The sequence below is a fragment of the Escherichia sp. KTE96 genome, assembly GCF_000408525.1.
GTDB classification, from domain to species: domain Bacteria; phylum Pseudomonadota; class Gammaproteobacteria; order Enterobacterales; family Enterobacteriaceae; genus Escherichia; species Escherichia marmotae.
Genome location: NZ_KE137147.1, coordinates 387610 through 410579, shown reverse-complemented (window position 1 = coordinate 410579; position 22970 = coordinate 387610). Strand labels below are relative to the sequence as shown.

Sequence of the window (22970 nt, the reverse complement as noted above, 5' to 3'; positions counted from 1 at the left end):
GGGTAATGATGTTATCTCGTTTGATTGTCGCACTGATTATCATGCTCTTATTACCTGGTGCGCAGGCACACAATTTCGTCACAGGAAAACCGGTTCCCCCTGTTTATATCCAGGAAGGCGGTGAGTTGCTGCTTAATAACGAAGAGATTCACTACCAAAAGTGGAATAGCACGCAACTGGCGGGAAAAGTTCGTATTATCCAGTATATTGCCGGGCGAAAGTCGGCAAAGAAAAAGAACTCATTGCTAATCAAAGCAGTAGAAATAGCAAATTTCCCTCAGGATCGTTTTCAGCCCACCACCATAGTGAACACCGATGATGCCATCTTTGGCACCGGTTATTTCGTGGCAGGTAAAATTGAAAAAAATAAACGCCGCTATCCGTGGGCGCAATTTGTTATTGACGCCAATGGTCTGGGACGTCTTGCCTGGCAACTGCCGGAGCAGAGTTCAACCATTCTGGTGCTGAATAAATACGGGCAAATCCAGTGGGCAAAGGACGGTAGCCTGGTGCCGGAAGAAGTAGATCATGTTATTGCGTTGGCACATAAGCTGATCAATGAATAAAAAATTCAAAGGATTGAGGGCGTTAGTGAGATGAAGTTGGTTGAGCACTACATCATGCGTGGTACGCGCCGTCTGGTGCTGATTATCATCGGTTTTCTGATCTTTATTTTTGCCAGCTACTCCGCACAGCGTTATCTGACCGAAGCGGCAAATGGAACCTTAGCGCTTGATGTTGTACTGGATATCGTTTTCTACAAGGTGCTGATTGCACTGGAGATGTTATTACCGGTTGGCCTGTATGTGTCGGTTGGCGTGACGCTTGGGCAGATGTATACCGATTCAGAAATTACCGCTATCTCTGCGGCGGGAGGCAGTCCGGCGCGTTTGTACAAAGCCGTTCTTTACCTGGCGATACCGCTAAGTATTTTTGTCACTCTGTTGTCGATGTATGGCAGGCCGTGGGCTTATGCGCAGATTTATCAACTGGAGCAACAGTCGCAGTCGGAGCTGGATGTTCGCCAGTTGCGGGCAAAGAAATTTAACACTAACGATAACGGACGAATGATCCTCTCTCAGACGGTTGATCAAGATAATAACCGCCTGACCGATGCGCTGATTTATACTTCTACCGCCAATCGAACACGTATTTTCCGCGCCCGTTCGGTCGATGTGGTCGACCCATCACCCGAGAAACCTACCGTTATGTTGCATAACGGAACTGCCTATCTTCTCGATCATCAGGGCCGTGACGACAACGAACAGCTTTACCGTAATCTGCAATTACATCTGAATCCGCTGGATCAAAGCCCTAACGTCAAACGCAAAGCGAAATCGGTCACGGAACTGGCACACTCTGTCTTTCCTGCCGATCATGCTGAGCTGCAATGGCGACAAAGCCGTGGCCTGACGGCGTTGTTGATGGCACTGCTGGCTATTTCTTTAAGCCGGGTAAAACCGCGGCAGGGGCGATTTTCTACGTTACTGCCACTGACATTACTGTTTATTGCCATTTTTTATGGCGGCGACGTCTGCCGCACCCTGGTGGCTAACGGCGCGATTCCCCTCATTCCTGGTTTGTGGTTAGTGCCCGGACTCATGCTAATAGGTCTGTTGATGCTGGTTGCTCGCGACTTCTCTTTGCTGCAGAAATTTTCCCGATGAATGTTTTCAGTCGCTATTTAATCCGCCATATCTTCCTCGGTTTTGCTGCCGCGGCCGGGCTACTGTTGCCGCTTTTTACCACCTTCAACCTGATTAACGAACTGGATGATGTCAGCCCTGGTGGTTATCGCTGGACTCAGGCGGTGCTGGTGGTACTGATGACCTTACCGCGCACACTGGTCGAGCTTGCACCATTTATCGCGTTATTGGGTGGGATTGTTGGCCTGGGGCAACTATCGAAAAACAGCGAACTTACCGCCATTCGTAGCACGGGTTTTTCTATTTTCCGTATTGCACTGGTGGCGCTGGTCGCCGGAATACTGTGGACTGTTTCGTTAGGCGCGATTGATGAGTGGGTTGCGTCGCCATTGCAGCAACAGGCACTGCAAATCAAATCTACCGCGGTAGCGTTGGGAGATGAGGATGATATTACCGGCAATATGCTGTGGGCCAGGCGCGGCAATGAATTTGTGACGGTGAAATCGCTGAACGAACTGGGTCAGCCTGTGGGCGTGGAGATATTTCATTACCGCGACGATCTCTCGCTCGAATCCTACATTTATGCACGCAGTGCCACCATTGAAAACGACAAAACGTGGATCCTGCACGGCGTGAATCACAAAAAATGGCTTAACGGTAAAGAAACGCAGGAAGCATTAGCCAATCTTGCCTGGCAATCGGCATTCACCAGTATGAATCTCGAAGAGTTATCGATGCCGGGGAATACTTTTTCTGTCCGTCAACTCAACCATTACATCCATTATTTGCAGGAAACCGGACAACCGGGCAGCGAATACCGCCTTGCACTGTGGGAAAAACTGGGGCAACCCATCTTAACTCTGGCGATGATTTTACTGGCTGTGCCCTTTACCTTTAGCACTCCGCGCTCGCCGGGGATGGGCAGCCGTCTTGCTGTAGGCGTCATCGTTGGCTTGCTTACCTGGATCAGCTATCAAATCATGGTCAATCTGGGATTGCTATTTGCGTTGAGCGCGCCCGTTACCGCGCTCGGTTTACCGGTAGCGTTTGTGTTAGTGGCGTTGATTCTGGTGTATTGGTATGACAGGCAACATTAATCCAGCCGTGGCGTAACACCACGGCGGGCCAATATTACGACTTCAGGGTAGCAAATGCCTGAATGATGGTATCGATTTGCTCGCGGCTGTGAGCGGCGTTAACGCTACAGCGCAGCAGCGTAATACCCGCAGGTGCGGCAGGCGGCAGGATAAGATTCACATAAACGCCCAGCGAGATAAGCTCGCGCCAGATACGTAACCCTTCCTCTTTCGAACCGATTATCACCGGCACTACCGGGCTGATATGCGAGCTTAACTCATAACCCAACTTTTGTAGCCCGTCATACAGATGGTTGGCGTTATCCATCAGCTTTTGCCGCAGCTCTGGTTGTGTGGCAATGGTTTTTAACGACGAGCGCACGGTCGCAATGCAGGAAGGGGAAGGCGAGGCGGTAAAAATATACGGGCGGCTGCCGTAGCGCAGCACTTCCATCGCTTCCGAACCCACGGCAAAACCGCCAATGGAGGCCAGGCTTTTACTGAAGGTGCCGACGATAATATCCACATCGTCTTCAACGCCAACGGCTTCAACCAGTCCGCGGCCCGTTGCGCCTAATACGCCAAATGAATGCGCTTCATCGACAATCAAATAACCACCGAGGCGACGTTTGATATCAACGATTTCTGCCAGCGGTGCCACATCACCGAGCATACTGTAGATGCCCTCAACGATGATAATCGCCTCTTTTGCCCGTTCACCGAGGCGAACCATGCGACGCTCCAGATCGTTGGCGTCGTTATGGCGGAAACGAATAATTTCCGCACCGCCGAGAGAACAGGCGTCATAAATACTGGCGTGGCTGTCGGCATCGAGTAACACCACGGCGTTATGGTCGGCAAGTGCGCTGATGACACCTAAATTCGCGGTATAACCGGTTGAAAAAACGATAGCGGTAGGGCGATTGAAGAACTCTGCAATTTCTTTCTCTAATGCCAGATGCGGCGCATAACTGCCATTAGCCATACGAGAACCGGTGGTGCCGGTGCCTTGGGTCGCTAACGCCGCCTGACCTTCCGCAATGGCATCATGATTGAAGGTTAATCCGAGATAATTATTGGTCCCGGCCAGAATCACTTTTTTATTGCCGATACGGCCTTCGGTGGCGGAATACACTTCATCAATACAGGTGCCAAACGGCGTTAAACCGTTATCACTAAATTGCAGCCGCTCACCAGCAAGGCGCGCATATTTATCATAAAGCCCCATTATTTATTCTCCAGCCATGGAAGTAGAGTTTCCATTAATTGCGCAGGGGTTTTGACATCCAGCAGAATATTAATAGGAATGGAAATATCGAATCTGTCTTCCAGCATCATTAAGAGATCCATCACTTTGATCGACTCCAGGCCGAGATCGTTGACGAGATCGCTGTCGGGCTTAATTTCCACACCGTTTTCGACCAACTCCTGTAAACAGGAAAGGATGTAATCCATTACTATTTCACGATTTACCATAGAAACGTTAACACACCTTTAAACAAGACAATCAAAATAGCCCGTTGCGTAATGCGTGTTCCAGGCTAACCCCGGGAAACCAATTAATATCTTCAGAAATACATTTATTACTTGCCGACCAGTCGGCATGGGTTAATTCACGGATTTTCGAGCGGGTCAGCATGGGTTCTTTACCTGCGAGGCGACTCAACGCGGTACTGATATCCGCAAGGCAGGTGAGTAACGGCAGAGGAATACCGACCATCCGCACAGAACCACAACGGGCTACAGCGGCAAGCTGTTGGACACGTCGCCAGTCATAACCTCCGGCGATGCCATCGCATAATTCATACGTTTGCGTCTGTACGGAATCGGCGCTTAACCACTGACCCACAGCCTGGGCGAAATCGGTGACGTGCAGAAAAGAGAGCTGCGTATCTGGTGCGCCAGTACGTGGCAGAAGTCCGCGCAGCATCCAGTCAAACAGCGGTTTTAGCTCTTTATCGCCGGGGCCATACACTGCAGTTGGACGAAAAACGCCCAGCGTGATTTCGCCAGCCATTGCTGCCAGTCGTTGTTCGGCTACGAATTTAGATTTTGCATACCAGGAGAGTTCGGGATGACGCGCCGCCAGTGAAGAGATAAACAGGAAACGTTGGCAGCAGCCGCTCTCTTTTGCCGCCTGCATCAGGCGCAGGCTGCCGTCGACGTTACAACGGGTAAAGATATCTTCTTTGTGTCCGCGCACTTGCCCGGCGCAATGGACCACCGCGCTGGCGCTGGCAACCAGTTCGCTAAGCGAATGCGTATCTTCCAGCGAACCGCGCACCCAGATGAGATTATCGCTAACGTGAGCGCGGGTAGTACGCGTCAAAGCGCGAACGTGAAAGCCGCGGGCGAGCAGGTTATCGATAATATATTTCCCGATAAACCCGGTAGCGCCCGTCACCGCGACAGTTTGATTCATACGAGAGATCCCTGAACATGAGGATTAGCGGCAACGGCCTTCTGATAACGTTTTTTCGCTTCTGCGCGGGCGGGCTTGCCGGAAGAGGTGCGGGGAATACTGTGGGGCGGTAACAGGTCGATAGCCGCAGTTACGCCAAATTCGCTTTGTATCCGCGCCGCCAGCGTGTGGATAAGCTGCGTGCGGCGCTTTTCGTCGCTGATCCGGCACTGGATCTGCAAAATAATATTTTCCTGGGCGGTAACGAAAGCAATGGCATCGCCAGAGTGAATTTCCGGTTCCTGTTCCGCAATATATTCAATATCCTGCGGCCAGATATTGCGGCCACGAATAATAATCAGATCTTTAATGCGCCCGGTGACATACAGATAACCGTCCAGCAGATAACCGAGATCGCCAGTATCTAACCAACCCGTCGCGGCAATCTCGTTTTGTGAAGCCATGTCGCCAAAGTAGCCACTCATCAGGCTGGGGCCAGAGATGCAAATATGGCCCACCACACGTTCCGCTACCGGTATCCCCGCGTCATTACGGATTTCAATGCCATGTTCCGGCAACGCTTTACCGCAGTTGACGAAAGTTGATACGGCACGTGTCTCAACACCCGGCGTAACGGCTTTCCCCTGATATTCGAGGATGTCGCGATCCACGTCGTTAACCACAACCCCAGAGGCTTCATCGGAAAAGCTGACAGCCAGCGCGTTCTCTGCCAGTCCGTAGCACGGCATAAACGTTTTATCGTCAAAGTTAACTGGACGGAAACATTCAGCAAATTGATGGAGTTGTTCGGCGGAGATAGGCTCTGCGCCAATACCGGCGACGCGCCAGCAGGAGAGATCCAGTTCAGCGAGATCTCTTTCATTCACGCGGCGCTGGCACAATTCATAGCCAAATGGTGGCGCAACGGAGACGGTGCCGCGATTTTTGCTGATCAATTTAAGCCATTGCAGTGGGCGCATGGCAAAATCCTGGGTGCGCAAATAATCCACTGAAAGCTGCGTGGCGACAGGTGTCAGAAGAAAACCGACCAGCCCCATATCATGGTAGAAAGGTAGCCAGGAGACACAGCGATCGCCTGGGCGTAATTTAATGCCATCGTGGCTGATGGCACGTAGATTGGCCATCACTTCGCGATGAGTGATGATGACGCCACGGGGAAAACGGGTGCTGCCGGAGGTGTACTGCAGATAGGCGATATCGTCTGGCACTGGCAACGGGAGCGTAACATCGGCTTCTGGCAAGGTTTTAAACCAGGCGTGGCTCAAAACATGTAACTCGGGTTTGCCCTGCGTCGCGGCATTGACCAGCGGCAACCACTCATCACCAGTGATAATCGCCGCAGGCTGGCAGCTTGCCAGCAACCCTTGCAGTTTTGTGCTCCATGAATCCCGCTGACCGACGCCCATCGGAATCGCCAGTGGGACAGCGACTAATCCGGCATACTGGCAGGCAAAAAACGCTTCGACAAACCCGCTACTGGTTTCCGCAATCAGCGCCACGCGATCGCCTTTTTTCAGGTTTAGCGATAACAGTCGCCTGGCTCCTGTTTCCGCACGTGCTTTTAAAGTGTGATATTCCAGTTCATCTTCAAGCTGGCTACGCCTGTCATAAAAATTCATTCCGGCGTTACCCAGAGCGGCATAGTCCAAAGCATCAACCAGCGTTGGAAAATCGGCATAGCGCATAGGCAGGGAATGCGTAAAGATTTTATTGGACATATACACCACAAGAAAATTGGATATCAAAAATAAAATGACAATAATGCGGTGGATTATATATGCATAAAAGATAAATGAGATAGTATTTTCATTGGTGCGATATTGAACATTGATTAAAATAATAAGTTCTGTTTTTTTGTTTCTTATTGTGAATGATATTTAATTTATGAATGTATTAAGTAATGCCTTGTCTGGTCGCATTAAGTCTATAAAAGGCATTATTAACCGTCTTACGCAGGCTCTGGTTTTACCGTAATTATTAATAAATATTATTTTATCTTCGTTTGTATTCATTGGGTGGATTATGAAGGTGCCGTTCGTTGCAGTTGCAGCCTGTTTTTCACCGTTAATTATTTGTTATCCACGTAAATATGGAATGCGATCTGCTGATGATTAAAATTGAAAAAGTAATAAATAAAAATGACTTAAAGGCATTTATCGCTTTTCCGTCGTCACTTTATTCCAATGATTCAAACTGGATCCCCCCTTTATGCATTGAACGCAGTGAGCATCTGTCACAAAAGAATCCGGGAACGGACCATATTATCTGGCAGGCGTGGGTGGCAAAAAAAGAGGGGCAGATAGTCGGGCGCATTACGGCGCAAATCGATACCTTGCACCGCGAGCGATACGGCGAAGATACGGGGCATTTTGGCATGATTGACGCCATTGATGATCCACAGGTATTTGCGGCCTTATTTGACGCAGCGGAAGGGTGGCTGAAGTCACAAGGGGCACGCAACATCACTGGCCCCTTCAGCCTGAATATCAATCAGGAGAGTGGGTTACTGATTGAAGGGTTTGATACGCCGCCCTGCGCGATGATGCCGCACGGCAAACCGTGGTATGCCGCGCATCTCGAGCAATTGGGCTATCAGAAAGGCATTGATTTACTGGCGTGGTGGATGCAGCGAACCGATCTCACTTTCTCTCCGGCGCTAAAAAAACTGATGGATCAGGTACGCAAAAAGGTGACCATTCGCTGCATCAATCGCCAGCGGTTTGCTGAAGAGATGCAGATCCTGCGTGAGATTTTCAACTCTGGCTGGCAGCACAACTGGGGCTTTGTGCCGTTTACCGAACGCGAATTTGCCATCATGGGCGATCAGCTTAAATACCTGGTGCCGGACGATATGATCTACATTGCTGAGATAGACTCTGCACCCTGCGCGTTTGTTGTCGGCTTACCGAACATCAACGAGGCGATTGCTGATCTGAATGGATCGCTATTTCCCCTCGGCTGGGCAAAATTGCTGTGGCGCTTAAAAGTCAGTGGTATGCGCACTGCGCGAGTGCCGCTAATGGGTGTGCGCGACGAATATCAGTTTAGTCGTATCGGACCGGTAATCGCGCTGTTGCTGATTGAAGCATTACGCGATCCCTTTACCCGCAGGAAGATCGACGCGCTGGAGATGTCATGGATCCTCGAAACCAATACGGGCATGAATAACATGCTGGAACGTATTGGCGCACAGCCATATAAGCGTTACCGTGTGTATGAAAAGCAGATTTAACGCCCGCTAACTCTGGCTCATCTCCAGCGGCACCGCCGAGCGAATCAAGTGGTGGCCTTCCAGTTCGATATTGTGGAGATTCTTTTTCACGGTCATCACATGATCGCGGGCCGCGCGCTGGGCCACATGCGGCAGTCGTTGCAAAACCGCGTTATAGATCCGCGCATGTTGGCGATCGATCTGCTTTTTTTGCTGGGGGCGATGGTAGAGATTATTCACGCTGGCAAACACCGAATTAAACATCAGATCGGTCAATGATTGCAGAGTGAAAACCAGCACCTGATTGTGGGAAGCCTGACAAATAGCGAGATGGAAAGCGTGATCCAACTGCGCATGTTCGATCAGTGAAATCTCTTTGTTGTTCTCACTGGCGGCGAGCATTTTTTCATAACAGCGAGTTATCAATACAAAATCAGCCTGGGTTCCCAGCGTTGCCGCCAACCTTGCTGATTCGCCTTCCAGTAATGCCCGGACGTCGAGCAGATCATACAGTGTTCGCGGCTGCGTGCTGAACAGATGGATCAGCGGACTGGTGTCCTGTACCCGATTAAGTCGCGCGACCCGAGAATCGCGCCCCTGCGCCGTTTCAATAATCCCGCGCCCGCGCAGCACCGTCAGCCCTTCACGCAGTGCGGAACGCGAGAAGCCGAGCTTTTCGCACAGTCGACGTTCCGAGGGAAGCGGCTGCCCGACCTTCAACACACCGTCGATAATTAACCGTTCGATACTCTCTGCAACCACTTCGCAAATAGGGCGACGTTCATCTTTCATTCCCGGACCTCGTGCACAGGTAGGACCAATTTTTCTGTTCTTAATTCGCGAAACACGCACATCATGCAAGTGATTATGTTACATCAATTTAACATTGAATTAACCTATGCGTGGTCACAGAGCTGGAAAAAAAATGGTCTGACCGGTAACTAAAGAGATAGACGAAAACAAAAAGCCCGCTTAATAACTGTTCACAGAAGCAGCACGCAAAAATCAGCTACCACACAACACAACAAAGCGAACCCTACTCATGAGCATCTTGTACGAAGAGCGTCTTGATGGCGCTTTACCCGATGTCGACCAAACATCGGTACTGATGGCACTGCGTGAGCATGTCCCCGGACTCGAGATCCTGCATACCGATGAGGAGAGCACTCCTTACGAGTGTGACGGGTTGAGCGCGTATCGCACGCGTCCATTACTGGTTGTTCTGCCTAAGCAGATAGAACAGGTGGCGGCGATTCTGGCTGTCTGCCACCGTCTGCGTGTGCCGGTGGTGACTCGTGGCGCGGGCACCGGGCTTTCTGGCGGCGCGTTGCCGCTGGAAAAAGGCGTGTTGTTAGTGATGGCGCGCTTTAAAGAGATCCTCGATATAAACCCCGTCGGTCGCCGTGCGCGCGTGCAACCGGGCGTGCGTAATCTGGCTATCTCCCAGGCCGTAGCGCCGCATAATCTCTATTACGCGCCGGACCCTTCTTCACAAATCGCCTGTTCCATTGGCGGCAATGTGGCGGAAAATGCCGGTGGCGTTCACTGTCTGAAATATGGGCTTACCGTACATAACCTGCTGAAAATTGAAGTGCAAACGCTGGACGGAGAGACGCTGACACTGGGATCGGACGCGCTGGATTCGCCGGGTTTTGACCTGCTGGCGCTGTTTACTGGATCAGAAGGTATGCTCGGCGTGACCACCGAAGTGACGGTAAAACTGCTGCCGAAGCCCCCCGTGGCACGGGTTCTGTTAGCCAGCTTTGATTCGGTAGAAAAAGCCGGACTCGCCGTCGGTGACATCATCGCCAATGGCATTATCCCTGGTGGGCTGGAGATGATGGATAACCTGTCGATTCGCGCGGCAGAAGATTTTATTCATGCCGGTTATCCCGTTGATGCCGAAGCGATTTTATTGTGCGAGCTGGACGGCGTGGAGTCTGACGTACAGGAAGATTGTGAACGGGTTAACGACATCTTACGGAAAGCGGGCGCGACTGACGTCCGTCTGGCGCAGGACGAAGCGGAGCGTGTGCGTTTCTGGGCCGGTCGTAAAAACGCCTTTCCGGCGGTGGGGCGCATCTCTCCCGATTACTACTGCATGGACGGCACCATCCCACGCCGCGCGCTGCCTGGCGTACTGGAAGGCATTGCTCGTTTATCGCAGCAATATGATTTACGCGTCGCCAACGTCTTTCATGCCGGAGACGGTAACATGCACCCGTTAATCCTTTTCGATGCCAATGAACCCGGCGAATTTGCCCGCGCGGAAGCGCTGGGTGGGAAGATCCTCGAACTCTGCGTGGAAGTGGGCGGCAGCATCAGTGGGGAGCATGGCATTGGGCGCGAAAAAATCAATCAAATGTGCGCCCAGTTCAACAGCGATGAAATCACGACCTTCCATGCGGTCAAGGCGGCATTTGACCCCGATGGTTTGCTGAACCCTGGAAAAAACATTCCCACGCTACACCGCTGCGCTGAATTTGGTGCCATGCACGTGCACCACGGTCATTTACCTTTCCCTGAACTGGAGCGTTTCTGATGCTACGTGAGTGTGATTACAGCCAGGCGCTGCTGGAACAGGTGAATCAGGCGATTAGTAATAAAACGCCGCTGGTGATTCAGGGAAGCAATAGCAAAGCCTTTTTAGGTCGCCCTGTCACCGGGCAAACGCTGGATGTGCGTTGTCATCGCGGCATTGTGAATTACGACCCGACCGAGTTGGTGATCACCGCTCGTGCCGGAACGCCGCTGATGGCGATTGAAGCGGCGCTGGAAAGTGCGGGGCAAATGCTGCCCTGCGAGCCACCGTATTATGGTGAAGAAGCCACCTGGGGCGGCATGGTCGCTTGTGGTCTGGCGGGGCCGCGTCGACCGTGGAGCGGTTCGGTACGCGATTTTGTCCTCGGTACGCGCATTATTACCGGCAGTGGAAAACATCTGCGTTTTGGTGGCGAAGTGATGAAAAACGTTGCCGGATACGATCTCTCACGGCTAATGGCCGGAAGCTATGGCTGTCTTGGCGTACTTACTGAAATCTCAATGAAAGTGTTGCCTCGACCGCGCGCCACTATCAGCCTGCGTCGGGAAATCAGCCTGCAAGAAGCCATGAACGAAATCGCCCAGTGGCAACTCCAGCCATTACCCATTAGCGGTTTATGTTACTTCGACAACGGCTTGTGGCTCCGCCTTGAAGGCGGTGAAGGCTCGGTAAAAGCGGCGCGTGAACTGCTGGGGGGCGAAGAGGTTGCGGGTCAGTTCTGGCAGCAATTGCGTGAACAACAACTGCCATTCTTCTCGTTACCAGGGACTTTGTGGCGCATTTCATTACCCACCGATGCACCGATGATGGATTTACCCGGCGAGCAACTGATCGACTGGGGGGGCGCGTTACGCTGGCTGAAATCGACAGCCGATGACAATCAAATCCACCGTATCGCCCGCAACGCTGGTGGTCACGCAACTCGCTTTAGTCCAGGTGATGGCAGTTTTGCTCCATTGCCTGCCCCTTTATTCCGCTATCACCAGCAGCTTAAACAGCAGCTCGACCCTTGCGGTGTGTTTAACCCCGGTCGCATGTACGCGGAACTTTAAGGAGCAGACTATGCAAACCCGGTTAACCGAAGAGATGCGCCAGAATACGCGGGCGCTGGAAGCTGACAGCATTCTGCGCGCCTGTGTGCACTGCGGATTTTGTACCGCAACCTGCCCGACCTATCAGCTCCTGGGTGATGAACTGGACGGGCCGCGTGGGCGCATCTATCTGATTAAACAGGTGCTGGAAGGTAACGAAGTTACACTTAAAACGCAGGAGCATCTCGATCGCTGTCTCACGTGCCGCAACTGTGAAACCACCTGTCCTTCTGGTGTGCGCTATCACACTCTGTTGGATATCGGGCGTGATATCGTCGAGCAAAAAGTGAAACGTCCACTGCCGGATCGAATGCTACGCGAAGGGCTGCGTCAGGTAGTGCCGCGTCCGGCGGTCTTCCGTGCGCTGACGCAAGTAGGCCTGGTGCTACGACCGTTTTTGCCAGAGCAGATTAGAGCAAAACTCCCCGCCGGGATCGTGAAAGCCAAACCGCGTCCGCCGTTGCGTCATAAGCGTCGGGTTTTAATGCTGGAAGGTTGCGTCCAGCCTACGCTTTCGCCCAACACCAACGCGGCAACCGCGCGGGTGCTGGATCGTCTGGGGATCAGCGTCATGCCAGCTAACGAAGCAGGCTGTTGTGGCGCGGTGGACTATCATCTTAATGCGCAAGAGAAAGGGTTAGAGCGCGCGCGAAATAATATTGATGCCTGGTGGCCGGCGATTGAAGCAGGCGCCGAGGCAATTTTGCAAACCGCCAGCGGCTGTGGGGCATTCGTTAAAGAGTATGGGCAGATGCTGAAAAACGATGCGTTGTATGCCGATAAAGCGCGTCAGGTCAGCGAACTGGCGGTTGATTTAGTCGAGCTTTTGCGTGAGGAGCCGCTGGAAAAGCTGGCGATTCGCGGCGATAAAAAACTGGCCTTCCACTGTCCGTGTACCCTGCAACATGCGCAAAAACTGAATGGCGAAGTAGAAAAAGTGTTACTGCGGCTGGGATTTACCTTAACCGACGTTCCCGACAGCCATCTGTGCTGCGGTTCGGCGGGAACTTATGCGTTAACGCATCCCGATCTGGCGCGCCAGTTGCGGGATAACAAAATGAATGCGCTGGAAAGCGGCAAACCGGAAATGATCGTTACCGCCAACATTGGTTGCCAGACGCATCTGGCGAGCGCCGGTCGTACCTCTGTGCGTCACTGGATTGAAATTGTAGAACAAGCCCTTGAAAAGGAATAACAAAATGAAAACTAAAGTCATTCTTAGCCAGCAAATGGCGAGTGCAATTATTGCCGCAGGTCAGGAAGAGGCGCAGAAAAATAACTGGTCCGTTTCCATTGCTGTTGCCGATGACGGCGGTCATCTGCTGGCGTTAAGTCGTATGGATGATTGCGCGCCGATTGCGGCCTACATCTCCCAGGAGAAAGCGCGTACCGCCGCGCTGGGGCGCCGCGAAACTAAGGGCTATGAAGAGATGGTGAACAACGGACGTACGGCGTTTGTGACGGCACCGTTACTGACGTCGCTGGAAGGCGGCGTACCGGTTGTTGTTGATGGGCAGATTATTGGCGCTGTGGGTGTGTCTGGTTTAACCGGGGCACAGGATGCGCAGGTCGCGAAAGCGGCAGCAGCGGTATTGGCGAAATAAGCGAAAACGAGGAGATTAACAATGAGTGAAACCATAACCCAGGGCCGTTTACGCATTGACGCCAACTTTAAACGTTTTGTTGATGAAGAAGTTTTACCCGGAGCAGGGCTGGACTCTGCGGCGTTCTGGCACAATTTTGATGATATTGTTCACGATCTGTCGCCAGAGAATCGTCAGTTACTGGCAGAGCGCGATCGCATTCAGGCGGCGCTCGACGAATGGCATCGCAGCAATCCGGGGCCGGTAAAAGATAAAGCAGCCTATAAATCTTTCCTGCGTGAACTGGGCTACCTGGTGCCGCAGCCGGGCCATGTGACGGTGGAAACCACCGGCATCGACAGCGAAATCACCAGCCAGGCGGGGCCGCAACTGGTGGTTCCGGCAATGAACGCCCGCTACGCGTTGAATGCGGCGAACGCTCGCTGGGGTTCACTGTACGATGCGCTATACGGCAGCGACATCATCCCGCAGGAAGGGGCGATGGTCAGCGGCTACGATCCGCAGCGTGGTGCGCAGGTTATCGCCTGGGTTCGCCGCTTCCTCGATGAATCACTACCGCTGGAAAACGGCAGCTATCAGGATGTGGCGGCGTTTAAGGTGGTCGACAAACAATTACGTATTCTGTTGAAAAATGGCTCAGAAACCACGTTACGTACCCCGGCGCAGTTTGTCGGCTACCGTGGTGATGCTGCTGCACCGACCTGCATTTTGCTGAAAAATAACGGTCTGCATATCGAACTGCAAATCGATGCCAACGGACGGATTGGCAAAGACGATCCGGCGCATATCAACGACGTTATCGTCGAAGCCGCCATCAGTACCATTCTCGATTGTGAAGACTCGGTCGCTGCGGTTGATGCTGAAGATAAAATCCTGCTGTACCGCAATCTGTTGGGGCTGATGCAGGGCACTCTGCAAGAGAAAATGGAGAAAAACGGTCGGCAAATCGTGCGTAAACTGAATGACGATCGTCAGTACACCGCCGCCGATGGTTCTGAAATTTCTTTGCACGGGCGCTCGCTGCTGTTTATCCGCAACGTGGGGCATTTGATGACTATCCCCGTAATTTGGGACAGCGAAGGCAATGAAATTCCGGAAGGTATTCTTGATGGCGTCATGACAGGTGCGATTGCCCTCTACGACTTAAAAGTGCAGAAAAACTCGCGTACTGGCAGCGTCTATATTGTGAAACCGAAAATGCACGGTCCGCAGGAAGTGGCGTTTGCCAACAAACTGTTTACCCGCGTTGAGACCATGCTTGGTATGGAACCAAATACCCTGAAAATGGGCATTATGGATGAAGAACGCCGGACCTCGCTGAACTTGCGTAGTTGTATCGCCCAGGCACGCAACCGCGTGGCGTTCATCAACACCGGCTTCCTCGACCGTACTGGTGATGAGATGCATTCGGTGATGGAAGCGGGCCCGATGTTGCGTAAAAACCAGATGAAATCGACACCGTGGATCAAAGCCTACGAGCGCAATAACGTGCTTTCCGGCCTGTTTTGTGGGCTGCGCGGTAAAGCGCAAATCGGTAAAGGGATGTGGGCAATGCCAGATCTGATGGCAGACATGTACAGCCAAAAGGGCGATCAGTTACGTGCCGGGGCGAACACGGCCTGGGTTCCGTCACCGACCGCAGCCACGTTGCATGCGTTGCACTATCACCAAACCAACGTACAGAGCGTGCAAGCCAACATTGCCAACACAGAGTTCAATGCAGAATTTGAGCCTCTGCTGGACGATCTGCTGACCATTCCGGTTGCTGAAAACGCAAACTGGTCGGCACAAGAGATCCAACAAGAGCTGGATAACAACGTGCAGGGGATTCTGGGTTATGTGGTGCGTTGGGTAGAGCAGGGGATTGGTTGTTCAAAAGTGCCGGATATCCACAACGTGGCGCTGATGGAAGACCGTGCAACGCTGCGCATCTCCAGCCAACATATCGCCAACTGGTTACGTCACGGCATTCTGACCAAAGAACAGGTGCAGGCGTCGCTGGAGAATATGGCGAAAGTGGTTGATCAGCAAAACGCTGGCGATCCGGCGTATCGTCCGATGGTGGGGAATTTTGCTAACTCGTGTGCGTTTAAAGCCGCCAGCGATTTAATCTTCCTCGGTGTGAAACAGCCAAACGGTTATACCGAACCGTTATTACATGCCTGGCGTTTACGCGAAAAAGAAAGTCATTAATAGCAATAGCAAAAGCCCCGGCAAGTTTTACCGCTGGGGCTATTATAGTTACTGCGGTAGTTCATTTATCCCGGAAATAACCGGAGCGATTATCAGGGTTTAATAAAATTAAATACCCGTAGCGCATCATTAGCGGGTTAAAACAACAATATGGACATCTTAACGATACTCTGCGCCTGCGGGTGCGGAACAGAACCCCTTACCCGATATACTTGTTATGCCTGAGGTAGCAATTGCGTGAGCGGCGTGCTGTTGCTGTAAAGTATAACGCCTATATTTTACAGTTCAGTCCTCTTTTGCTTATTGCAACCTTAAGCATATCAAGCATATAAAGATAATAAGAGACTGAACAATATGGTTACCTGGACCCAAATGTATATGCCGATGGGAGGGCTGGGGCTATCCGCTCTGGTTGCCCTGATCCCGATAATATTCTTCTTCGTTGCGCTTGCGATATTACGTCTGAAAGGGCATGTCGCCGGAGCAATAACCCTTATATTATCGATATTGATTGCGATATTCGCCTTTAAAATGCCGATTGATATGGCATTTGCTGCTGCGGGATATGGTTTTATTTATGGTTTATGGCCAATCGCCTGGATTATTGTCGCGGCGGTATTTCTCTATAAATTAACCGTTGCCAGCGGCCAGTTTGATATTATCCGCAGCTCGGTTATCTCCATCACCGACGATCAACGTTTGCAGGTGTTGCTGATTGGCTTCTCTTTTGGCGCACTGTTAGAAGGAGCTGCGGGCTTTGGCGCGCCGGTGGCTATTACTGGCGCGCTGCTGGTGGGGCTGGGCTTTAAACCGTTATACGCGGCGGGGCTGTGTCTGATTGCCAACACCGCGCCGGTGGCGTTTGGTGCGTTGGGCGTGCCTATTCTGGTTGCCGGTCAGGTGACTGGCATCGATCCGTTCGACATTGGCGCAATGGCGGGACGTCAGTTGCCGTTCCTGTCGGTACTGGTGCCGTTCTGGCTGGTGGCGATGATGGACGGCTGGAAAGGGGTGAAAGAGACATGGCCAGCGGCGCTGGTGGCGGGTGGTAGCTTCGCAGTTACCCAGTTCTTTACCTCTAACTACATTGGCCCGGAACTGCCGGATATTACTTCGGCGCTGGTGAGTATCGTCTCACTCTCTTTATTCCTCAAAGTCTGGCGGCCGAAAAATACCGAAACGGCAATCAGCATGGGGCAATCCGCAGGTGCGATGGTGGTGAATAAACCGTCTTCTGGCGGCCCAGTACCGTCAGAATACAGCCTTGGGCAAATCATTCGTGCGTGGTCACCGTTTTTAATCTTAACGGTGCTGGTCACCATCTGGACCATGAAGCCGTTTAAAGCGTTATTCGCTCCGGGCGGCGCGTTTTATTCGCTGGTGATTAACTTCCAGATCCCCCATTTGCATCAACAGGTACTGAAAGCGGCACCCATTGTCGCCCAACCGACGCCAATGGATGCGGTGTTTAAATTTGATCCACTCTCCGCTGGCGGAACTGCGATTTTTATCGCGGCAATTATCTCTATCTTCATTCTTGGTGTCGGGATCAAGAAAGGTATTGGCGTTTTCGCAGAAACGCTAATTAGCCTGAAGTGGCCGATATTGTCGATTGGCATGGTGCTGGCATTTGCCTTCGTGACCAACTATTCCGGCATGTCCACTACGCTGGCGCTGGTACTGGCGGGTACTGGCGTGATGTTCCCGTTCTTCTCGCCGTTCCTTGGTTGGCTGGGGGTATTTCTTACCGGCTCTGACACATCCTCGAACGCCCTGTTTGGTTCACTGCAATCAACCACCGCGCAGCAAATCAACGTCTCGGACACTCTGCTGGTGGCAGCAAATACCAGCGGCGGCGTGACCGGCAAGATGATCTCCCCGCAATCTATCGCCGTGGCCTGCGCCGCGACGGGCATGGTGGGCAGAGAATCTGAATTGTTCCGTTACACCGTGAAGCACAGTCTGATCTTTGCCAGCGTTATTGGCATTATCACGCTGCTGCAGGCATATGTGTTTACCGGAATGTTGGTTTCGTAATTCAATAGAGCCGGATGGCTGTAAATATCATCCGGCTTTTTTCATATCTGTTTCGTTATTCCGGCTAAACAATAGCAAGATTATTTCTCTATTTATTATCATTAGATCAATAATGTTTGATGATTAGATAACCCGGTAAATAATTAATGGCGTGAAAATCTGTGTTTTTTTACCACGCAAAACAAGCTGTATTAATTGTGTTCGCTTGATGAGCAAGTAGCGTGCTATCTGTTGCTTTTGCAATCGCAATCGTTAAAACTATCAATGACTTGAGATAGTAATATTGTGAATAATTGTTACTTTTTTGTTTGTTAAAAATTTTTATAAATCACCCCTCTGACATCGTATAGGGGATATTCCTATAAATTTTATCTATTTCGTTATCAATAATGCAGATTTCTTAAGAATGGAGGTTATTTTTAGAGAAGGTAAAACATAAAACTATTTCCACAGTTACGAATTTTTTAACTTTGTTTTGTCACTTGCGTTATTAATGAATAAGAAATTTAAATATAAGAAATCGCTTTTAGCGGCTATTTTAAGCGCAACCCTGTTAGCCGGTTGTGATGGCGGTGGTTCAGGCTCGTCCTCCGATACTCCGCCTGTAGATTCTGGAACAGGGTCTTTGCCGGAAGTGAAACCTGATCCAACACCAAACCCGGAGCCGACGCCTGAGCCGACGCCGGACCCAGAACCTACGCCGGATCCAACCCCTGATCCTGAGCCGACACCAGAACCAGAGCCAGAACCTGTTCCCACGAAAACGGGTTATCTGACCCTGGGCGGAAGCCAGCGGGTAACTGGTGCTACCTGTAATGGTGAATCCAGCGATGGCTTTACTTTTACACCTGGCAACACCGTGAGTTGTGTGGTTGGTAGTACGACCATTGCAACTTTCAACACCCAGTCAGAAGCTGCGCGTAGCCTGCGTGCGGTTGACAAAGTGTCGTTTAGCCTCGAGGACGCGCAGGAGCTGGCGGATTCTGAAAATGAGAAAACCAACGCTATCTCTCTGTTAACTTCCAGCGACAGTTGCCCGGCGGATGCAGAACAACTTTGTCTGACCTTCTCGTCAGTGGTCGATCGCGCACGCTTTGAAAAACTGTATAAGCAAATCGATCTGGCACCGGAAGAATTCAAAAAGCTGGTAAATGAGGAAGTGGAAAACAATGTCGCGACCGATAAAGCGCCATCCACCCATACCTCACCGGTCGTGCCCGTCACGACAGAGGGAACAACGCCGGATCTGAACGCCAAATTTGTGTCAGCTAATGCGGAACAGTTTTATCAGTATCAACCTACTGAAATTATTCTCTCCGAAGGCCGCCTGGTGGATAGCCAGGGATATGGTGTTGCTGGTGTTGACTACTACACCAATTCAGGCCGTGGTGTGACAGGGGAAAATGGTGAATTTTCCTTTAGCTGGGGCGAAACCATCTCCTTTGGTATCGATACCTTTGAACTTGGCTCAGTACGCGGCAACAAGTCGACCATTGCGCTGACTGAACTGGGTGATGAAGTTCGCGGCGCGAATGTCGATCAACTGATTCATCGCTATTCGACGACCGGGCAAAATAATACCCGTGTTGTTCCGGACGATGTACGCAAGGTCTTTGCTGAATATCCCAACGTGATTAACGAGATTATCAATCTCTCGTTATCCAATGGCGCGACGCTGGATGAAGGCGATCAAACCGTTGTGCTGCCAAACGAATTTATCGAGCAGTTTAAGACGGGACAGGCCAAAGAGATCGATACCGCGATTTGTACGAAAACCGCCGGTTGTAACGAGGCTCGCTGGTTCTCGCTGACGACACGCAATGTTAATGACGGTCAGATTCAGGGCGTTATCAACAAACTGTGGGGTGTGGATACGAACTACCAATCTGTCAGCAAGTTCCATGTATTCCATGACTCCACCAACTTCTATGGCAGCACCGGTAATGCGCGCGGTCAGGCGGTGGTGAATATCTCCAACGCGGCCTTCCCGATTCTGATGGCGCGTAATGATAAAAACTACTGGCTGGCCTTTGGTGAAAAACGCGCCTGGGATAAAAACGAGCTGGCGTACATTACTGAAGCGCCTTCTCTTGTTGTGCCGGAAAACGTGACGCGCGATACCGCGACCTTCAACCTGCCGTTTATTTCGCTGGGGCAAGTCGGTGATGGCAAGCTGATGGTTATCGGTAACCCGCACTACAACAGCATTTTGCGTTGCCCTAATGGTTACAGTTGGGCCGGTGGTGTCAATGATAAAGGTGAGTGTACGCTCAGCGGTGATTCAGATGATATGAAGCACTTCATGCAGAACGTACTGCGCTACCTGTCAAACGACATCTGGCAGCCGAATACCAAGAGCACAATGACCGTGGGTACGAACCTGGAAAACGTTTATTTCAAACGTCATGGCCAGGTCACTGGGAACAGTGCTCCATTTGGCTTCCATCCGGATTTTGCAGGTATTTCTGTTAAACATTTGACCAGCTATGGCGATCTGAATCCGGAAGAAGTTCCGTTGCTGATCCTCAACGGTTTTGAATATGTGACTCAGTGGTCTGGCGATCCCTATGCAGTGCCTCTGCGTGCAGATACCAGCAAACCGAAGCTGACTCAGCAGGATGTGACCGATCTGATCGCCTATCTGAACAAAGGCGGCTCAGTGCTGATCATGGAAAACGTGATGAGCAATCTTAAGGAAGAGAGCGCGTCTGGCTTTGTGCGTCTGCTGGATGCCGCGGGTCTGTCAATGGCTCTGAACAAATCGGTGGTGAACAACGATCCGCAGGGTTATCCGGATCGCGTACGCCAGCGCCGAGCGAATGGCATTTGGGTTTATGAACGTTATCCGGTTGTGGAAGGTGCGCTGCCGTACACCATTAATTCTGAGACAGGCGAAGTTACCTGGAAATATCAGATTGATAACAAACCTGATAAGAAACCGAAGCTGGAAGTTGCCAGTTGGCAAGAAGAGGTTGATGGTGAACAAGTAACTCAATACGCGTTTATTGATGAAGCCGACTACAAAACGCCTGAGTTGCTGGCTGCGGCGAAGAAGAGAATTCTGGATGCGTTCCCTAGGCTGGAAGAGTGTAAGGATCCTGACTATCACTATGAGGTCAACTGCCTGGAATATCGTCCTGGTACGGGTGTTCCTGTGACGGGGACAATGTATGTTCCGCAGTATACGCAACTGAATCTTGACGCCGACACTGCGAAAGCGATGGTGCAGGCTGCGGATTTAGGCACCAACATTCAGCGCCTGTATCAACATGAGCTTTATTTCCGTACTAAAGGCAGTAAAGGCGAACGTCTGAACAGCGTCGATCTGGAACGTCTGTACCAGAACATGTCGGTCTGGCTGTGGAACGACACGGCTTATCGTTATGAAGAAGGCAAAAATGACGAGCTGGGTTTTAAAACGTTCACTGAGTTCCTGAACTGCTACGCCAACGATGCTTACGAGGGCGGCACCGAGTGCTCCGCGGAACTGAAGAAATCGCTGGTTGATAACAACATGATCTACGGTGACGGTAGCAGCAAAGCAGGCATGATGAACCCGAGCTATCCGCTCAACTATATGGAAAAACCGCTGACGCGCCTGATGCTGGGCCGTTCCTGGTGGGATCTGAACATTAAAGTTGATGTTGAGAAGTATCCGGGAGCGGTATCTGTAGGTGGAGAGGAGGTTACTGAAACCATCAGCCTGTACTCGAATCCGACCAAATGGTTTGCGGGGAACATGCAATCAACCGGCCTGTGGGCACCAGCTCAGCAGGAAGTTAGCATTAAGTCCAATGCGAAAGTCCCAGTGACCGTAACCGTGGCGCTGGCCGATGACCTGACCGGACGTGAAAAGCATGAAGTTGCTCTGAACCGTCCGCCAAGAGTCACCAAAACATATACTCTGGAGGCTAATGGTAAGGTGACGTTCAAGGTTCCTTACGGCGGTCTGATTTATATCAAGGGCAATAGCTCTACCAATGAATCTGCCAGCTTCACCTTTACCGGTGTGGTAAAAGCACCGTTCTATAAAGACGGCGCATGGAAAAACGATCTGAAATCTCCTGCGCCGTTGGGCGAGTTGGAGTCAGATTCTTTCGTCTACACCGCACCGAAGAACAACCTGAACGCCAGCAATTACAAGGGTGACCTGAAACAATTCGCAGAGGAACTGGATACCTTTGCCAGCTCGATGAATGACTTCTACGGTCGTGATGGCGAAAGTGGTAACCACCGGATGTTTACCTATAAAGCATTGACAGGTCACAAGCATCGTTTCGCCAACGATGTGCAGATCTCCATCGGTGATGCGCACTCGGGTTATCCGGTAATGAACAGCAGCTTCTCGACGAACAGCACCACGCTGCCGACGACGCCGCTGAACGACTGGTTGATCTGGCACGAAGTCGGTCATAACGCTGCAGAAACACCGCTGAACGTACCGGGTGCAACTGAAGTGGCGAACAACGTGCTGGCGCTGTACATGCAGGATCGCTATCTCGGTAAGATGAACCGTGTCGCTGACGACATTACCGTCGCGCCGGAATATCTGGACGAGAGCAACGGTCAGGCCTGGGCGCGCGGCGGTGCGGGTGACCGTCTGCTGATGTACGCACAGTTGAAGGAGTGGGCAGAGGAAAACTTTGATATCAGACAGTGGTATCCAGATGGTGACCTGCCTAAGTTCTACAGCGATCGTAAAGGGATGAAGGGCTGGAACCTGTTCCAGTTGATGCACCGTAAAGCGCGCGGCGATGATGTCAGCAATGATAAGTTTGGCGGCAGAAATTACTGTGCTGAGTCAAACGGTAACGCTGCTGACACGCTGATGCTGTGTGCATCCTGGGTTGCTCAGGCGGATCTTTCGGAATTCTTTAAGAAATGGAATCCGGGCGCAAATGCTTACCAGCTTCCGGGGGCAAGTGAGATGAGCTTCGAAGGCGGAGTGAGCCAGTCGGCTTACAACACGCTCGCGGCGATGCACCTGTCGAAACCGGAAAAAGGGCCGGAAACCATTAATAAGGTTACCGAGTATTCGATGCCAGCCGAATAAGCCTGTAGGCCGGATAAGGCGTTCACGCCGCATCCGGCATGAAATAAGGCGCACCGGGTCAACATATATGCCCGATGCGCCAGCTTATCGGGCCT

At 51.6% G+C, this 22970-nt stretch carries 16 protein-coding genes; 11 read left to right on the top strand and 5 right to left on the bottom strand.

The features are described 5' to 3' along the window. Positions 1–8 precede the first annotated feature (8 nt). The 3 genes from A1WG_RS16300 to lptG are packed head-to-tail and all read left to right on the top strand — an operon-like array spanning position 9 to position 2743. Entirely contained in the window at positions 9–566 is a 558-nt protein-coding gene (locus A1WG_RS16300; RefSeq protein ID WP_000952663.1) for a YtfJ family protein, read from the top strand. Between the two features lie 30 nt (positions 567–596). Further along, positions 597–1667: an LPS export ABC transporter permease LptF gene (gene lptF, locus A1WG_RS16305; protein ID WP_000779618.1), complete on the top strand. Its 1071-nt coding sequence runs from the start codon at positions 597–599 to the stop codon at positions 1665–1667. Then, positions 1664–2743, top strand: coding sequence for an LPS export ABC transporter permease LptG (gene lptG / locus A1WG_RS16310; RefSeq protein WP_001517093.1), 1080 nt, complete (start codon positions 1664–1666; stop codon positions 2741–2743). Before lptF ends, lptG begins: the two co-directional genes overlap by 4 nt. Before the next feature lie 34 nt (positions 2744–2777). Here the strand turns inward: lptG and spt are convergent, their stop codons facing one another. From spt to A1WG_RS16330, 4 genes are read right to left on the bottom strand one after another with little or no spacing between them, the layout of a single operon-like run. Beyond that, on the bottom strand, positions 2778–3950 hold the full coding sequence (gene spt / locus A1WG_RS16315) for a serine palmitoyltransferase (RefSeq protein WP_000524948.1): 1173 nt from the start codon (positions 3948–3950) through the stop codon (positions 2778–2780). Then, positions 3950–4198, bottom strand: a complete 249-nt coding sequence (locus A1WG_RS16320) for an acyl carrier protein (protein ID WP_000248105.1) — start codon at positions 4196–4198, stop codon at positions 3950–3952. Before A1WG_RS16320 ends, spt begins: the two co-directional genes overlap by 1 nt. Before the next feature lie 31 nt (positions 4199–4229). Beyond that, positions 4230–5144, bottom strand: a complete 915-nt coding sequence (locus A1WG_RS16325) for an NAD-dependent epimerase/dehydratase family protein (protein ID WP_001077188.1) — start codon at positions 5142–5144, stop codon at positions 4230–4232. Continuing rightward, complete coding sequence (locus tag A1WG_RS16330; RefSeq protein ID WP_001517092.1) at positions 5141–6862, bottom strand: fatty acyl-AMP ligase; 1722 nt, start codon at positions 6860–6862, stop codon at positions 5141–5143. Before A1WG_RS16330 ends, A1WG_RS16325 begins: the two co-directional genes overlap by 4 nt. 371 nt (positions 6863–7233) lie before the next feature. On the opposite strand from A1WG_RS16330, the gene yghO reads away from it, so the two are divergent. Continuing rightward, on the top strand, positions 7234–8376 hold the full coding sequence (gene yghO / locus A1WG_RS16335; protein ID WP_001517091.1) for a protein YghO: 1143 nt from the start codon (positions 7234–7236) through the stop codon (positions 8374–8376). 6 nt (positions 8377–8382) lie between these two features. Here yghO and glcC read toward each other — a convergent pair whose 3' ends face one another. Beyond that, positions 8383–9147 carry a transcriptional regulator GlcC gene (gene glcC / locus A1WG_RS16340; RefSeq protein ID WP_001517090.1) on the bottom strand — a complete coding sequence of 255 codons (765 nt, stop codon included), beginning with the start codon at positions 9145–9147 and terminating at the stop codon, positions 8383–8385. A gap of 250 nt (positions 9148–9397) precedes the next feature. Between glcC and glcD the strand changes: the two genes are divergently transcribed. From glcD to sslE, 7 genes are all read left to right on the top strand, one after another. After that, entirely contained in the window at positions 9398–10897 is a 1500-nt protein-coding gene (gene glcD / locus A1WG_RS16345; RefSeq protein WP_001517089.1) for a glycolate oxidase subunit GlcD, read from the top strand. Beyond that, on the top strand, positions 10897–11949 hold the full coding sequence (gene glcE / locus A1WG_RS16350; protein WP_000943105.1) for a glycolate oxidase subunit GlcE: 1053 nt from the start codon (positions 10897–10899) through the stop codon (positions 11947–11949). The genes glcD and glcE overlap by 1 nt, the downstream gene beginning before the upstream one ends. A 10-nt stretch (positions 11950–11959) precedes the next feature. Next, entirely contained in the window at positions 11960–13183 is a 1224-nt protein-coding gene (gene glcF, locus A1WG_RS16355; RefSeq protein WP_016242546.1) for a glycolate oxidase subunit GlcF, read from the top strand. Positions 13184–13187: 4 nt separating this feature from the next. Beyond that, the gene (locus A1WG_RS16360) at positions 13188–13592 is read left to right on the top strand and encodes a GlcG family protein (RefSeq protein WP_000853256.1); all 405 of its coding nucleotides are present in this window, start codon (positions 13188–13190) and stop codon (positions 13590–13592) included. A gap of 21 nt (positions 13593–13613) precedes the next feature. Next, positions 13614–15785, top strand: coding sequence for a malate synthase G (gene glcB / locus A1WG_RS16365; protein WP_001517087.1), 2172 nt, complete (start codon positions 13614–13616; stop codon positions 15783–15785). Between the two features lie 354 nt (positions 15786–16139). Beyond that, positions 16140–17822, top strand: a complete 1683-nt coding sequence (gene glcA / locus A1WG_RS16370) for a glycolate permease GlcA (RefSeq protein ID WP_000259271.1) — start codon at positions 16140–16142, stop codon at positions 17820–17822. A 493-nt stretch (positions 17823–18315) separates the two neighbouring features. Beyond that, the gene (gene sslE, locus A1WG_RS16375; protein WP_001517086.1) at positions 18316–22875 is read left to right on the top strand and encodes a lipoprotein metalloprotease SslE; all 4560 of its coding nucleotides are present in this window, start codon (positions 18316–18318) and stop codon (positions 22873–22875) included. Positions 22876–22970: the final 95 nt, after the last annotated feature.

What these genes read in the sequence shown, in the direction of transcription:
- glcC (WP_001517090.1), bottom strand. Translation starts at nt 9,147, where the DNA reads ATGAAAGATGAACGTCGCCCTATTTGCGAAGTGGTTGCAGAGAGTATC.
- glcD (WP_001517089.1), top strand. Translation starts at nt 9,398, where the DNA reads ATGAGCATCTTGTACGAAGAGCGTCTTGATGGCGCTTTACCCGATGTC.
- A1WG_RS16300 (WP_000952663.1), top strand. Translation starts at nt 9, where the DNA reads ATGTTATCTCGTTTGATTGTCGCACTGATTATCATGCTCTTATTACCT.
- A1WG_RS16325 (WP_001077188.1), bottom strand. Translation starts at nt 5,144, where the DNA reads ATGAATCAAACTGTCGCGGTGACGGGCGCTACCGGGTTTATCGGGAAA.
- glcF (WP_016242546.1), top strand. Translation starts at nt 11,960, where the DNA reads ATGCAAACCCGGTTAACCGAAGAGATGCGCCAGAATACGCGGGCGCTG.
- glcB (WP_001517087.1), top strand. Translation starts at nt 13,614, where the DNA reads ATGAGTGAAACCATAACCCAGGGCCGTTTACGCATTGACGCCAACTTT.
- A1WG_RS16360 (WP_000853256.1), top strand. Translation starts at nt 13,188, where the DNA reads ATGAAAACTAAAGTCATTCTTAGCCAGCAAATGGCGAGTGCAATTATT.
- yghO (WP_001517091.1), top strand. Translation starts at nt 7,234, where the DNA reads ATGGAATGCGATCTGCTGATGATTAAAATTGAAAAAGTAATAAATAAA.
- spt (WP_000524948.1), bottom strand. Translation starts at nt 3,950, where the DNA reads ATGGGGCTTTATGATAAATATGCGCGCCTTGCTGGTGAGCGGCTGCAA.
- A1WG_RS16320 (WP_000248105.1), bottom strand. Translation starts at nt 4,198, where the DNA reads ATGGTAAATCGTGAAATAGTAATGGATTACATCCTTTCCTGTTTACAG.
- sslE (WP_001517086.1), top strand. Translation starts at nt 18,316, where the DNA reads ATGAATAAGAAATTTAAATATAAGAAATCGCTTTTAGCGGCTATTTTA.
- glcE (WP_000943105.1), top strand. Translation starts at nt 10,897, where the DNA reads ATGCTACGTGAGTGTGATTACAGCCAGGCGCTGCTGGAACAGGTGAAT.
- lptG (WP_001517093.1), top strand. Translation starts at nt 1,664, where the DNA reads ATGAATGTTTTCAGTCGCTATTTAATCCGCCATATCTTCCTCGGTTTT.
- glcA (WP_000259271.1), top strand. Translation starts at nt 16,140, where the DNA reads ATGGTTACCTGGACCCAAATGTATATGCCGATGGGAGGGCTGGGGCTA.
- A1WG_RS16330 (WP_001517092.1), bottom strand. Translation starts at nt 6,862, where the DNA reads ATGTCCAATAAAATCTTTACGCATTCCCTGCCTATGCGCTATGCCGAT.
- lptF (WP_000779618.1), top strand. Translation starts at nt 597, where the DNA reads ATGAAGTTGGTTGAGCACTACATCATGCGTGGTACGCGCCGTCTGGTG.